At 71.3% G+C, this 14090-nt stretch carries 8 protein-coding genes; all 8 read left to right on the top strand.

Annotation, left to right across the window (positions count from 1 at the left end):
* Positions 1-35: 35 nt before the first annotated feature.
* Positions 36-1286 carry an ROK family transcriptional regulator gene (locus AB0J69_RS46465; protein WP_364132031.1) on the top strand — a complete coding sequence of 417 codons (1251 nt, stop codon included), beginning with the start codon at positions 36-38 and terminating at the stop codon, positions 1284-1286.
* Positions 1287-1370: 84 nt separating this feature from the next.
* A complete protein-coding gene (locus AB0J69_RS46460) occupies positions 1371-2312 on the top strand; it encodes a sugar ABC transporter permease (RefSeq protein ID WP_364132029.1) in 942 nt (313 codons plus the stop codon).
* Positions 2305-3111 (top strand): carbohydrate ABC transporter permease, encoded by an 807-nt coding sequence (locus tag AB0J69_RS46455; RefSeq protein ID WP_364132028.1) that lies wholly within the window; start codon positions 2305-2307, stop codon positions 3109-3111. Before AB0J69_RS46460 ends, AB0J69_RS46455 begins: the two co-directional genes overlap by 8 nt.
* 12 nt (positions 3112-3123) lie before the next feature.
* Positions 3124-4389 (top strand): sugar ABC transporter substrate-binding protein, encoded by a 1266-nt coding sequence (locus tag AB0J69_RS46450; RefSeq protein WP_364132026.1) that lies wholly within the window; start codon positions 3124-3126, stop codon positions 4387-4389.
* Positions 4390-4425: 36 nt separating this feature from the next.
* Entirely contained in the window at positions 4426-5541 is a 1116-nt protein-coding gene (locus AB0J69_RS46445; protein ID WP_364132025.1) for a glycoside hydrolase family 15 protein, read from the top strand.
* On the top strand, positions 5538-7871 hold the full coding sequence (locus AB0J69_RS46440; RefSeq protein ID WP_364132023.1) for a TIM-barrel domain-containing protein: 2334 nt from the start codon (positions 5538-5540) through the stop codon (positions 7869-7871). Before AB0J69_RS46445 ends, AB0J69_RS46440 begins: the two co-directional genes overlap by 4 nt.
* Before the next feature lie 30 nt (positions 7872-7901).
* Positions 7902-11174, top strand: a complete 3273-nt coding sequence (locus AB0J69_RS46435; RefSeq protein WP_364132021.1) for a TIM-barrel domain-containing protein — start codon at positions 7902-7904, stop codon at positions 11172-11174.
* Positions 11171-14002 (top strand): TIM-barrel domain-containing protein, encoded by a 2832-nt coding sequence (locus AB0J69_RS46430; RefSeq protein WP_364132019.1) that lies wholly within the window; start codon positions 11171-11173, stop codon positions 14000-14002. Before AB0J69_RS46435 ends, AB0J69_RS46430 begins: the two co-directional genes overlap by 4 nt.
* The last annotated feature ends 88 nt before the right edge of the window (positions 14003-14090 follow it).

Here is a 14090-nt window from a genome sequence, read left to right as displayed (position 1 = left end):
ACCACTAACTTTATGCCTAAAGAAAGTCCTCTCACATGGCAGGCACGGACCGCGGCGATCTCACCAGAACGGCAATCCTCGCCCTCCTGGGCACGGGCGGGCCGCTGAGCCGCAGCGAGATAGCCCGCGGGCTCGATCTCAGCCCCGCCACCGTCACGCAGCTCACCAAGGAGCTCATCGGGCACGGGATGCTGGAGGAACTGGACCTCAAGCCGTCACGCGGCGGCCGTCCGGCCCAGCGGCTCGGGCTGGTGGGCAGCGCCGGGCGGGCGCTCGGGGTGAAGGTGACGGCCGACCACCTGGTGCTGGTGGACGTACGGCTCGACGGCGAGGTGCTCGGCTCCTGGGAGAGACCCCACGACCCGGCGGCGCCCGATGCGCTGGAGCACCTGGCGGACGCGGTGGAGTCCGTGGTCCGCGAGATCTCCGGGGTGCCGCCGCTGCTGGGTGTGGGGGTCGGGGTGCCGGGGAGCGTGGACGACCAGGCTGTCGGCACCGTCAACGCGCCGACGCTCGGCTGGCAGGCCATGCCGGTGGGCGAGCGGCTGCGCCGCCGGCTCAACCTGCCCGTCCTGGTCGAGAACGACGTGAACGCGCTGGCCGCGGCCGAGCGCCTGTACGGCCGGGGGCGTACGCACAGCGACTTCCTCGTGCTGACGATCGGGCGCGGCGTCGGCGCGGCGATCGTCGCCGACGGCCGGGTCTACCGGGGCGCGCGGGGCGGCGCGGGCGAGTTCGGCCACCTCCAGGTGGACCCCGAGGGGCCGCCCTGCGGGTGCGGTGCCCGGGGGTGCCTGGAGGCGTTCGTCGGCTCGGCCGGGCTGCTGGCCACCGCCCGCGCCAGGGAGGCCCTGGCTCAGAGGGCCGACCGGCCGGGCGCGGAACGGGTGGAGGCGGACGCGCGTGATCCGCTCGGCGCGGTGGCCGCGCTGGGCCGGGCCGCGGCGGGCGGTGACGTGGCCGCCCGGGAGGTGTTCGCCGAGGCCGGGACGATCCTGGGCCGGGCCACGGCGGGGCTGATCAACGTGGTGGACCCGGAGGTCGTGGTGGTGCTGGGCGAGGGCACGGCCGACTGGCCGCTGTGGCGGACCGGCTTCGAGCCGGCCCTGCGCGCGCAGCTGTACCCGGGGCGGCGTGACATCTCCGTCGAGGTGGAGAGCTGGGACGACACGAGCTGGGCTCAGGGGGCGGCGGCCCTCGTGCTGGCCACCCCGTTCGACTCCGCCGGAGCGGCGGGTGAGCAGGGCCGCCTGGTCCGCGCCCGCCTGATCGGGGCCTCGTCATGAGCGCCCTCTCGATTCGCGACCGCCCGATCGGAGCCGGGTCATGAGCGCCCTCTCGATTCGCTGCCGTCTGATCGGAGCCGGGTCATGAGCGTCCGGCAGGCCCTGCCCGAGGCCGCGCCCAAGGCGCCGGTCACCCACGCGCGCCCGAGGCGGCGCGGCGGGTGGCGCTACGCCGGCACGGTCGCGCTGTTCCTGCTGCCGAGCCTGGTGCCGCTGATCCTCTACACGCTGATCCCGATGGTCGCCTCGTTCTGGACCAGCCTGCACGAGTGGGACCTCATCACCGAGATGCGCTGGGTTGGCCTCGGCAACTACGTCGAGCTCATCGGCGACCCCGACACCCGGGCCGCGTTCCTGCACACGCTGTACTTCATCGCCGGTTACCTGCCGCTGGTCTACCTCGGTGGCCTGGGCCTCGCGGTGCTGCTCAACCGGGTGATGCCCGCGCGCGGCCTGCTGCGCGGCGTGTACTTCCTGCCCGTGATCACGAGCTGGGTGGTCGTCGCGCTGATGTGGAAGTGGCTGCTCAACCCGGCCAGCGGCATCGTCAACTGGGCGCTCGGCCTGGTGGGCGTGAGCGGGCCCGGCTGGTGGACCGATCCCGACTGGGCGATGCCCTCGATCATCCTCGCCTCGGCCTGGAAGGACCTGGGGTTCGTGATGATCATCCTGCTGGCCGGGTTGCAGGCGATCCCCCGGGAGTACCAGGAGGCCGCCATGGTGGACGGCGCGACGGCCTGGCGCAGGTTCCGGCACATCACGCTGCCGCTGCTGTCGCCCTCGACCTTCTTCGTGGTGGTGATCTCGCTGATCAACGGCTTCCAGGTGTTCGACCAGGTCCAGATCATGACAGGCGGCGGGCCGGGCGGCGCGACGCAGGTCGTGGTCTCGCAGATCTACGATCTCACCTTCCGCTACGGCCGGGCCGGTGCCGCCTCGGCGCTGTCGTGGCTGCTGTTCGCGCTCGTGCTGCTCGTCACGATCGTGCAGATCCGGGGCCAGAAGCGGTGGGTGACCTATGGGTAAGGTCCTGCGTGCCCTGCTGGTGGGCATCGGCGCGGTGGTCATGTTGTTCCCGTTCGCCTGGGCGGTGATCACCTCGATCACGCCGAGCGACGCCGTGTTGTCCGTACCGCCCGACTTCACTCCCGAGGGCGCGAGCCTCGACGCGTACGGGCGGCTGCTGGAGACGCTGCCGTTCTGGCGGATCGTGCTCAACAGCGCCTGGATCGGCGCCGCCTCCACCACGTTGCAGCTCGTCACCAGCGCGATGGCGGCCTACGCGTTCGCCAGGCTGCCCTTCCCCGGGCGGGGCGCGTTGTTCGCGGTCTACCTCGCGACGCTGATGATGCCGCTGCCGGTGCTGGTCGTGCCGCTGTTCATCGAGATGCGCACGTTCAACCTGGTCGACACGTACTTCGCGCTGCTCGCGCCGACGATCGCCTCGGCGTTCGGCGTGTTCCTGCTGCGGCAGGCCATCAACCAGGTGCCCCGCGAGTTCGACGAGGCAGCCGTGCTCGACGGTGCCGGGCACTTCCGCATCTTCCTGTACGTGGTGCTGCCGCTGATCCGCCCGGCCCTGGCCACGTTCGCCATCTTCGGCTTCATGGCGAGCTGGAACAGCTATCTCTGGCCGCTGATCATCATCAAGTCGCCGGAGTTCATGACCCTGCCGCTGGGCCTGGCGACCCTGCACGGCCAGTTCACCACGCAGTGGGACGTGGTGATGGCGGGCTCGGTCGTCAGCGTCGTCCCGATCCTCATCCTGTACGTCTTCGCGCAGAAGCACGTCATCGCCAGCGTCGCGCAGAGCGGGCTCAAGTAAAGGAATCCCCCCATGTCACGACACATCAAGATCGCCGGCGCCGTGGCGGCGGCCGCGTTGCTCGCCACCGCCTGCTCGCAGGGCTCGGCCACCAGGGGCACCACCGCGGAGGCCAGCGGCAAGGTGACGTTGCGGTACTTCACCTTCTCCGCCGCGCCCGACCACGTGAAGGACCTCGACACGATCGAGAAGGCCTTCGAGAAGGAGAACCCGAACGTGGACGTGGTCGTCGAGACCGCACCCTTCGACCAGTACTTCACCAAGCTGCAGACCAGCATCGCCGGCGGCACCGCGCCGGACACGTTCGAGCTCAACTACGAGAACTTCGTCACCTACGCCAGCGCCGGCTCCCTGCTCGACCTCGGCACGGTGGCGGGCGACGTCGACACCTCGGTGTACGCGCAGGAGTCGCTCAACGCCTTCAAGCGGGACGGCAAGCAGTACGCGCTGCCCGCCTCGTTCTCCACGGTCGTGCTCTTCTACAACAAGGACCTGTTCGACAAGGCCGGCGTGCCCGTCCCGACGGCGGACTGGACGTGGGAGGACGAGCAGGCGGCCGCCGAGAAGCTGACCGACAAGAAGAAGGGCGTGTACGGCGACTTCCAGCCGGTGCAGTTCTTCGAGTTCTACAAGACGCTCAAGCAGGCGGGCGGCGAGTTCCTGTCGGCCGACGGCAAGAAGTCGGCCTTCAACAGCCCGCAGGGCGTCAAGGCCGCCAATTGGCTGGTGTCCAAGGTGGGCAAGACGATGCCGACCGAGGCCGAGATCGGCGGCACGGCGGACTACGACACCAACCTCTTCAAGTCCGGCAAGCTCGCCATGTGGCACAACGGCATCTGGCAGTTCGCCGGCCTGAAGGACGTGCCCTTCGAGTGGGACGTCGTCGTGGAGCCGGGTGACTCGGCCAAGGCCAGCGCGGTCTTCCACAACGCGGTGGCGGCCTCCTCGACCACCAAGCACGGCAAGGAGGCCTGGGCCTGGGCCCGGTTCCTGTCCGCGTCCGGCACCGCGGCCACCACCCGCATCCAGTCGTCGTGGGAGCTGCCGCCGATCTCCGACCAGCAGGTGTTGTCCGGCTACCTCAAGGATCCGAAGCCGGCCAACCGGCAGGCGGTCTTCGACTCGCTCAAGTCCATCGCGCTGCCTCCGGTGATCAAGCGCCAGCAGGAGATGCAGGACGCGGTGACCAAGGAGATCGGCGAGGCCGCGGCCGGGCGCAAGAGCGTGGCGGACGCGCTCAAGGCGGCCGCCACCGAAGTCGACGCGCTGCTCGGCTAGCCGTTCCCTCTTTTCTACGCACTCAGGAGAGATTCGTTGTCCCTCGTCGCGCACAGCCTCGACGTGATCAAGAGTTTGCAGGCGCCGTCAGGGGCCTACCCGGCCTCGCCCACCTTCTCCGCCTACCGCGGCTACTCCTGGCTGCGCGACGGCGCGTTCATCGCCGAGGGGGTGAGCAGGCACGGCGACGTGGCCGGCGCGGACGCCTTCCACGCCTGGTGCGCCCGGGTGGTCGGTGACCGCGCGGGCCAGGTGGACGTGCTGGTGTCCCGCGCGGGGCGCGGCGAGGCGGTCACGGCGGCCGAGATGTTGCCGACCCGGTTCACGCTGGACGGCGTGGACGGCGACGACGATTGGTGGGACTTCCAGCTCGACGGGTACGGCACGTGGCTCTGGGCGCTGCGCGAGCACGTCGTCCGGCACGGCAGGGCGGTGCCCGGCGTCGAGAAGGGCGTCAGGACGGCGGCCCGCTACCTGACCGCGTTCTGGCACGTGCCCTGCTACGACTGGTGGGAGGAGCACGTCGAGCACCGCCACGTGGCGACGCTCGGCTCGATCCACGCGGGCCTGCGGGCCGCCGTCGCGCTCGGCGTGCTGAGCGCGGCGGAGTCGGCGGCGGCGGTCGAGGCCGCCGAGGGCGTCGCCGGGCTCGTGGCGCGGGAGGGCGTCAGCGCGGAGGGAGCCGGCGGGGAAGGGGCCGGCGGGGAGGGGCACCTGCGCAAGTGGCTCGGCAGCGACGCGGTGGACGGCAGCCTGCTGGCCTGCGTCGAGCCGTTCGGGCTGTACCCGGCCGGGCATCCGGTCGGCGAGGCCACGGTCGCCGAGGTCGAGCGGCAGCTCGCCCGCGACGGCGGCGTGTACCGCTATCTCGCCGACACCTTCTACGGCGGCGGGCGGTGGCTGCTGCTGGCCGGGTTCCTCGGCTGGAACCACGCCCGCGCCGGGCGGCGGGAGGAGGCCGTGCGCTACCTGGAGTGGATGGCGGCGCAGGCGACATCCGACGGCGACCTGCCCGAGCAGGTGTCCGACCTGCTGCTGGCACCCGACCGGCGGCAGGAGTGGCTGGACCGGTGGGGCCCGGTGGCCACGCCGCTGCTGTGGTCGCACGGCATGTACCTGATCCTCGCCGACGAGCTGGGGGTGACGGCGTGATCCGGCACCGTCCCCATGGCTCGGGGCACCCCTACGCGGAGACGGAGGACCAGCGCGTCCCGGCCAGGCCGCTGGACGGCGAGAGCGTGGAGCTGCGCGTGCGCGCGTCGGCGCGGGTGGTCTCCGTCGTGTGCGACTGGTCCGTGGACGGGGCCGCGCCCGCCGAGCTGTCCCTGGCCCGGCCGGACGACTCGTCGCCGGCCGGCACGGCGGAGGGGACCGGCCCGGACGGGACCGGCCCGGACGGGACCGGCCCGGACGGGACCGGCCCAGAAGGGACCGGCCCAGAAGGGACCGGCCCAGAAGGAACCGACGCTGCCGGGGCGGCGGACGGCGGGCACCTGGCCGCCGCCCAGGCACGCGCCGCCCGTGCCGCCGCCGGTTCCTGGAGTGTGCTCACCCCGTCCCTGCGGGCCGGCAGCCGCTACACCTACCGTTTCCGGGCGACGACGGCCGACGGCGCGACCCGTGCCACCCGGTGGTTCGAGGTGACGGCGGCGAGCTGGTCCGGCGCGGGCGGCAAGCTGGAGGTCACGGGTGCCGACCGGGTCGTGCCGGGGAGCGTGCGCTGGCTCGCCGACGGTGACGGCCCGCTGCGGGTGCGCTTCGAGCTGGCTCTGGGGCCGCAGGAGCACGTGGTGGGCTTCGGCGAGCGGTTCGACGCCGTGGACCAGCGGGGCCGCGCCCTCGACGCGGTGGTCTTCGAGCAGTACAAGGCGCAGGGCCGGCACGGGCGCACGTACCTGCCGATGCCGTACGCCATGGTGGTGGGCGGCCCGGCGAGCTGGGGCTGGCACGTCCGGACCTCGCGGCGCACCTGGTACGACGTCGGCGCGTCGCGGCCCGGCCGGATCGTGGTCGAGGCCGAGACCGGCCCGGACGGCGAGCTGGGCGTGCGCTTCTACGACGGCGAGCGCCCGGCGGACGTGCTGGGCGCCTTCCTCGACGACGTGGGGCGCCCGGCCGAGCTGCCGTCGTGGGTGTTCCGGCTGTGGGCCAGCGGCAACGAGTGGAACACCCAGGAACGCGTGCTGGCCGAGATGGACCGGCACCGCGAGCACGGCATCCCGGTGGGCGCGCTGGTCATCGAGGCGTGGAGCGACGAGACGACGTTCACGGCGTTCCGCGGGGCCGAGTACGAGCCGTCGGAGGAGCCCCACCGGCTGGCCGACTACACCTTCCCCGCCGACGGGCCGTGGCCGGATCCCAAGGGCATGGTGGACGAGCTGCACCGCAGGGACGTCAAGGTGCTGCTCTGGCAGATCCCGCTGCAGAAGATGCGCCCCCACCCGCGCCACCAGGCCGCCGTGGACGCCCGGCAGCTTGTCGAACGCGGGTACGGCGTGCGCGAGGCCGACGGCCGCCCCTACCGCAACCGCGGCTGGTGGTTCCCGCTGGCGCTCATGCCCGACCTGTCCTCCCCGGAGGTCCGCGACTGGTGGACGGCCAAGCGGCGCTACCTGGTCGAGGAGGTCGGCGTGGACGGGTTCAAGACCGACGGCGGCGAGCACGCCTGGGGCCACGACCTGCGCTACGCCGACGGGCGCGACGGCGCGGCGGGCAACGGGCTGTTCCCCGTGCACTACGCCCGAGCGTTCGGCGACCTGCTGCGCGCGTGCGGCAAGGCGCCGGTGACGTTCAGCCGGGCGGGGTTCGCGGGCTCGCAGCCGCACGGCGCCTTCTGGGCGGGGGACGAGGACTCGACCTGGGAGGCGTTCCGCTCCTCGATCCGGGCCGGGATCACGGCTTCGGCCTGCGGGATCGTCTATTGGGGATGGGATCTGGCCGGCTTCTCGGGGTCCGTGCCGGACGCCGAGCTCTACCTGCGGGCGGCGGGGGCCTCGGCGTTCATGCCGATCATGCAGTACCACTCCGAGTTCAACCACCACCGCACGCCCATCAGGGATCGCACGCCCTGGAACGTGGCCGCCCAGACCGGGGACGAGCGGGTGATCCCGGTGTTCCGGCGGCTGGCCGAGCTGCGGGAGCGGCTGGTGCCGTATCTGGCCGAGCAGGCGCGGGCGGCGACGGCCGGCGGGGCGCCGCTGATGCGCGGCCTGTTCTTCGACCATCCGGACGACCCGGAGGTGTGGCGGCACCCGCTGCAGTACCAGCTCGGCGACGCGCTGCTGGTCGCTCCCGTGACCGAGCCCGGTATCACCGGGACGTCCGTCTACCTCCCCGAGAAAGAGGGCGGCTGGGTCGACGTCTGGACCGGGCGCGAGCTGGCCGGTGGGCGGACGGTGAGCCTGCCCGCACCCCTCGACCGCCCGCCCGTGTTGTGCGCGGCCGAGCACTGGACCCGTCTGTCCCCCGTGTTCACCGACTGAGTGGTCGCTGCTTGAGAGGAGCACACCCCGATGAGTTGGTTACGGTCGGTCGCCACCGTCACGGCGCTCGTCCTGCTCACCTCCCTGGTGTCCGTCCCCGCCTACGCCCTGGACGGCATCCACCACAACCCGACCGGAATCGACGACCTCTACTCCAGCGAGCCCACCGAACGGGTCCCGCGCGACCCGATGGCCGGTGAGCCGGTCCAGATCAACGCGACGACCTGGCCGATCGAGCCCGGCCAGACCGTCTGGGTCACCTGGACCAGGAACGGGGTCGGCCAGACCCCGGTGGGCGCCGCGTGGGACCACAACAGTGGCAACAACAGCTACTGGAGGATCAACCTCGGCACGTTCGCCCGGGGCGACAAGATCTCCTACACGGTCAACGCCGACGTGAACGGGGGCGGCCAGAAGAGCGTCGGCCCGTTCGCGTTCACGGTCACCTCGTGGAGCACGGTGACGAACGTGACCGGGTTCGTGAACAACGGCACGTCGGTGGACGTCACGACCGGTGACAGCGCGGGGAGCTTCACGCCGAAGATCCGCTTCGCCCTCCCCGCGCTCGACCGGTTCCGCACGCAGATCGCCCCCAGCGGTTCAGGTCTCAACATCTCCGGCGTCTCCGGCTACACAGTGACGAACTCCGCGAGCACCTTGACGATCTCCACCAGCTCGCTCGTCCTGAAGATCCAGAAGTCGCCGTACCGGCTGTCGGTCTACAAGGGCGACGGCACGACCCTGATCACCCGCCAGTACGACCCCGCCACGTTCCGCAACATCGGCTGGGCCAGCGACGGGGCCACCACGATCACGAAGATCGAGGACCACTTCCTGTCGCCGCCCGGCGAGCGCTTCGAAGGCTTCGGCGAGCGCTACGACCGGCTCGACCAGCGCGGCACCGACGTGCACAACTACGTCTACAACCAGTACCGGGACCAGGGCGCCACCCGGCGCACGTACCTGAGCGTGCCGTTCTTCCTGAACTCGGCCGGGTACGGCGTGCACGTCACCGGCACCCGCTACGCGAGCTTCAACCTCGGCACGCACCTGAACGACCTGGCCGGCTTCACCGTGGACACCGGCGGCGGGCTGAACTCGACGCTCGACTACCACTTCTTCGCCGGCACCCCGGCCGAGATCGTGGACGACTACACGGCGGTCACCGGGCGGCCCCAGCTCCCGCCGAAGTGGGCGTTCGGGGTGTGGATGTCGGCCAACGAGTGGAACACCCAGGCCGAGGTGAACGCCGAGCTGGCGAACGTGGAGACGTACAAGATCCCGCACACCGCGATGGTGCTGGAGCAGTGGAGCGACGAGGCCACGTTCTACCTCTGGCACGGCGCCACGTACACGGCCAAGCCCGGCAGCGGCAAGCCGGCGTACGGGGACCTGACGTTCCCGGCCGGCAGCGCGTGGCAGGACCCGAAGGCCATGGTCGCCAATGCCCACAGCAAGGGGATCAGGATGATCCTCTGGCAGATCCCGGTGCTCAAGGAGAACTTCGACACCAACCCGCCGACCGCGCCGCAGCAGCACCTCAACGACAAGGCGTACGCGCAGGCGCAGGGATACGTCGCCAGGAACGCGACCAACGGCCCCTACCGCATCCCGACCGGCCAGTGGTTCGGCGACAGCATGATCCCCGACTTCACCAGCGCGGCCGCGACGAACTGGTGGATGAGCAAGCGCGACTACCTCATCGACGAGGTCGGCGTGGACGGCTTCAAGACCGACGGCAGCGAGGCCGTCTTCGGCAGGGGCGTGCAGTTCGCCGACGGCCGCAAGGGCGACGAGATGCACAACGCCTACCCCAACAGCTATACCGGCGCCTACAACACCTACGTCAAGGGCAAGAAGCCCGGCGGCACGATCTTCAGCCGGGCGGGCACGACCGGCGCCCAGACCACGTCGATCTTCTGGGCGGGTGACCAGAACTCCAGCTTCTCCGCCTTCCAGGAGGCGGTGCGGGCCCAGCTCAGCGCGGGGCAGTCGGGCGTGCCCTACACGGCGTGGGACCTGGCGGGCTTCACCGGCGACTTCCCCGGCGCCGAGCTCTACCTGCGCTCGACGGCGCAGGCCACGTTCTCGCCGATCATGCAGTACCACTCGGAGAAGGCCAACCCCGGCGTCTCCGAGGCCCGCACGCCGTGGAACGTACAGGCCCGCACCGGGAACACGAGCGTGGTGCCCACCTTCCGCAAGTTCGCCAACGTGCGAATGAACCTGATCCCGTACCTCTACACCGAGGCCAGGGCCGGCTCCACGACGGGCGTGCCGATGATGCGGGCCATGAGCTTCGCCTTCCCCGGCGACGCGGCGGCGGCGGGGCACGACCAGCAGTACCTGTTCGGGTCGCAGCTCCTCGTGGCGCCGATCACCACGCAGGGCGCCACCGCCAAGAACGTCTACCTGCCCGCGGGCGAGTGGTACGACCTGTGGAACGGGGGCCGCTTCACCGGGCCCGGCACCAAGACCTACAACGCCGCCCTCGACACCATCCCGGTCTACGCCAGGCCGGGGGCGATCGTGCCGCTCAACCTCAACGCCGACTACCAGCTCGGCGGCGAGATCGGCAACAGCGTGGACACGTACCCGAACCTGACCTTCCGCATCTATCCCTCGGGCTCGACGTCGTACGCCTACTTCGAGGACTCCGCGAACGCCACCCGCACGATCGCCTCGGCCGAGAACTGGGCCGCTCACACCGTGGCCGTCACCGTGCCCGCGCTCACCACGACCAGCACGCTGCAGGTCGCGAGCACGAAGCCGGCGTCGGTGACCGGCGCGACCGCCCGGGCGAGCCTCGCCGACCTCAAGGCCGCGTCTGAGGGCTGGTGGTGGGACCCGGTGCAGCAGCTCACCCACGTCAAGCTGGCGAGCGCCGCGGCCGGCCGCACCGTCACGCTCAACGGCGTGGACAAGGCGGCCTACGAGTCCGAGTTCGCCACCGGCACCGGCACCTCCACCAACACCGACCACGCCGGCTACACCGGCACCGGCTTCACCGATGGGTTCGCCACCTCCGGGGACGCGGTGACGTTCCACGTCAAGGCGGACGCGGCGGGCAGCCATCAGCTCAAGTTCCGCTACTCCACCACGGTGGCCGCCACCCGGACGGTCTACGTGGACGGCGTCGCCGCGGGCACGCTCTCGCTGCCCGCCCTCGCCAACTGGGACACCTGGGGCACGGCCGCGCTGACCACCACGCTCACCGCGGGCGCCCACACCGTCAAGATCGCGTACGACGCCTCGAACACCGGCGGCATCAACCTCGACAACCTGGTGGTGGCCCGGCCATGACAACACGTGCGATCGTCCTCCTGACCGCCCTGTTCCTGCCCCTGCTGGTCGCGCCGCCCGCCGTGGCAGCGGTCCAGCGGGTGCAGTTCACCAGCGGCTCCACCTACCTGATCGTCGAGTTCCTGGACGACGACCTGGTGCACTTCGAGCTGGCCGGCGGCACCTCCCCGGGCACCGGCTCGCCCCTCTTCACCACGCCGCAGGTGGCCAAGACCGACTACACCGGGCCTTCCAGCTTCAACCAGTCGGGCGACACCCTCACCACGGCGGCCATGAAGGTCGAGGTGACGGCCGGCACGCTGTGCGTGAAGGTGTCCGACCCGGCCCGGCTGCTGTACGAGGCGTGCCCGCGCAACCTGGCCCAGGCGTGGAAGGGCCTGTCGATCAGCAAGAGCTCGATCCAGCACGCGTACGGGCTGGGGGAGCAGTTCTTCACGGGCGGTAGCGCCGACGGCGACTGGGTGGGCCGCAGCCGAACCCCGGGCGGCCCGTACGGCAACGCCATGGTGTACGACGGCGACAACGGCCCGGTGGGCAACGCCCAGATCCCCGTCCTCTTCGCGGTCGGAGGCGCGAACCTCAACTACGGCCTGCTGCTCGACCAGGTCTACAAGCAGGAGTGGAACCTGACCGGCGACCCTTGGACGGTCGACACCTGGGGCGACCAGCTCAGGTGGTACACCATGACCGGGCCGGACCTGCCCGACCTGCGCAAGGACTACATGGAGCTGACGGGCCGGCCGCCGGTGCCGCCGAAGAAGGCGTTCGGCCTGTGGGTGTCGGAGTTCGGCTACGACAACTGGGCCGAGATCGACAACCGGCTCTCCGGGCTGCGCGCGGCGAAGTTCCCGGTGGACGGCTTCGTCCTCGACCTGCCGTGGTTCGGCGGGGTGACGGCCGGCTCCGACAACACCAGGATGGGCTCCCTCACCTGGGACACCGCCGCCTTCCCCAACCCGTCGGCCACCATCGCCGACCTCCAGGCGAACAAGGGCGTCGGCCTGATGACGATCGAGGAGTCCTACGTCGGCAGGAACCTGCCCGAGCACGCCGACCTGGCCTCCCGCGGGTATCTCGTCCGGGCGGGGTGCGCGGCCTGCGCGCCCGTGTACCTGACCACCAACGACTGGTGGGGCCGGGGCGGCATGATCGACTGGACCCAGGACGCCGCGGGCGACCACTGGCACGCCGTCAAGCGCCGGCCGCTGGTGGACGCCGGTGTGCAGGGCCACTGGCTCGACCTCGGCGAGCCGGAGATGTACGACGCCGGCGACTGGACCTCCGGCGTGCTGCCCGGCAAGCACGCCCACGCCGACTACCACAACGTCTACAACCTCAAGTGGGCCGAGAGCATCGCCCGCGGCTACGGCTCCGGCACCAAGCGCCCGTTCATGCTGGCCCGCTCCGGTGCGGCGGGCATGCAGCGGCACGGCGTGGCCATGTGGTCGGCCGACATCGGCTCCAAGCTGACCGCGCTCGCCCAGCAGCAGAACGCGCAGCTCCACATGTCGATGTCGGGCATCGACTACTACGGCTCCGACATCGGCGGCTTCCGCAGGGAGATGCTCGACTCCGACCTGAACGAGCTCTACACGCAGTGGTTCGCCAACGGCGCGTGGTTCGAGGTGCCGGTGCGCCCGCACACCGAGAACCTGTGCAACTGCGCGCAGACCTCACCCGACAAGATCGGGCATACCGCCAGCAACCTCGCCAACCTCCGGCAACGTTACGAGCTGGCGCCCTACTACTACTCGCTGGCCCACCGGGCCCACCGGTTCGGCGAGCCCGTCGTGCCGCCGCCGGCGTACTACTACCAGAACGACCCGAACCTGCGCGAGGCCGGCCACGAGAAGCTCATCGGCCGCGACCTGCTGGTCGGGGTGGTGGCGGGTGCGGGCGAGCGCGCGCGGGACGTCTACCTCCCCGCCGGCACCTGGTACGACTACGCCACGGGCGAGAAGCTGACCAGCACCGGCCAGTGGTTCACCGACCGGCCGCTGTGGGTGAACGGCGTCTTCCGGCTGCCGGCCTTCGCCCGGGCGGGCGCGATCCTGCCCAAGATGCACGTGGACGACAAGACCATGAACGTCGTGGGCATGCGAACCGACGCCACCACCAGGAACGAGCTGATCGCCCGCGTCCACCCCGACGCCGCGGCCACGAGCTTCACGCTCTACGAGGACGACGGGGCCTCGACGGGGTACCGGTCCGGCGCCGTCCGGACGACGCAGATCAGCCAGCAGCTCACCGGCAGCACGGCGACCGTCACGGTGGCCGCCTCCAGCGGCGCCTACACCGGCGCCCCGGGCAGCAGGCAGAACGTCGTCGAGCTAGTCACCGACACCCAGGCCTCGGCCGTCACGCTGAACGGCAGCCCGCTGACCCAGCACGCCACCAAGGCCGCCTTCGACGCGGCCGCGAGCGGCTGGTACAACGCGGGCGGCAACCTCGTCGTCGCCAAGTCTGCGGGCACGGCCGTCACGACGGCCAAGACGTTCGCGTTCACCCTCGGCCAGGCGCCGGTGTCGGCCACGTTCACCTGCCACAACGGCACCACCACGCCCGGCCAGTCGGTCTACGCGGTCGGCAGCGCGCCGCAGCTCGGAGCGTGGTCGGTGGCCGGCGCCGTCAAGCTGTCGCCGACTGCCTACCCGACCTGGACGGGCACGATCGGCAAGCTCCCGCCCAACACCACGATCGGGTGGAAGTGCGTCAAGCGACAGGAGGCGAACTTCCCCGACACCGCCGACCAGTGGCAGCCGGGCGGCAACACCGTGCTCACCACCCCGGCGAGCGGCAGCGCCGGCACCACGACCGGCACGTTCTGACGCCTAGCGACGGGCCGGGGCGGCGGTGGCGCCGTCCCGGCCCCGGCGCCGGCACCCGCCGGGAACCCCCTGGAAGCCGGATGACGTG

The organism is Nonomuraea sp. NPDC049709 (assembly GCF_040674815.1).
In the GTDB taxonomy this organism is placed as follows: domain Bacteria; phylum Actinomycetota; class Actinomycetes; order Streptosporangiales; family Streptosporangiaceae; genus Nonomuraea.
The sequence above is the reverse complement of the archived record's forward strand: the minus strand, read 5'-3'. Positions and strand labels throughout refer to the sequence as shown.

What these genes read in the sequence shown, in the direction of transcription:
- AB0J69_RS46465 (WP_364132031.1), top strand. Translation starts at nt 36, where the DNA reads ATGGCAGGCACGGACCGCGGCGATCTCACCAGAACGGCAATCCTCGCC.
- AB0J69_RS46460 (WP_364132029.1), top strand. Translation starts at nt 1,371, where the DNA reads ATGAGCGTCCGGCAGGCCCTGCCCGAGGCCGCGCCCAAGGCGCCGGTC.
- AB0J69_RS46455 (WP_364132028.1), top strand. Translation starts at nt 2,305, where the DNA reads ATGGGTAAGGTCCTGCGTGCCCTGCTGGTGGGCATCGGCGCGGTGGTC.
- AB0J69_RS46450 (WP_364132026.1), top strand. Translation starts at nt 3,124, where the DNA reads ATGTCACGACACATCAAGATCGCCGGCGCCGTGGCGGCGGCCGCGTTG.
- AB0J69_RS46435 (WP_364132021.1), top strand. Translation starts at nt 7,902, where the DNA reads ATGAGTTGGTTACGGTCGGTCGCCACCGTCACGGCGCTCGTCCTGCTC.
- AB0J69_RS46430 (WP_364132019.1), top strand. Translation starts at nt 11,171, where the DNA reads ATGACAACACGTGCGATCGTCCTCCTGACCGCCCTGTTCCTGCCCCTG.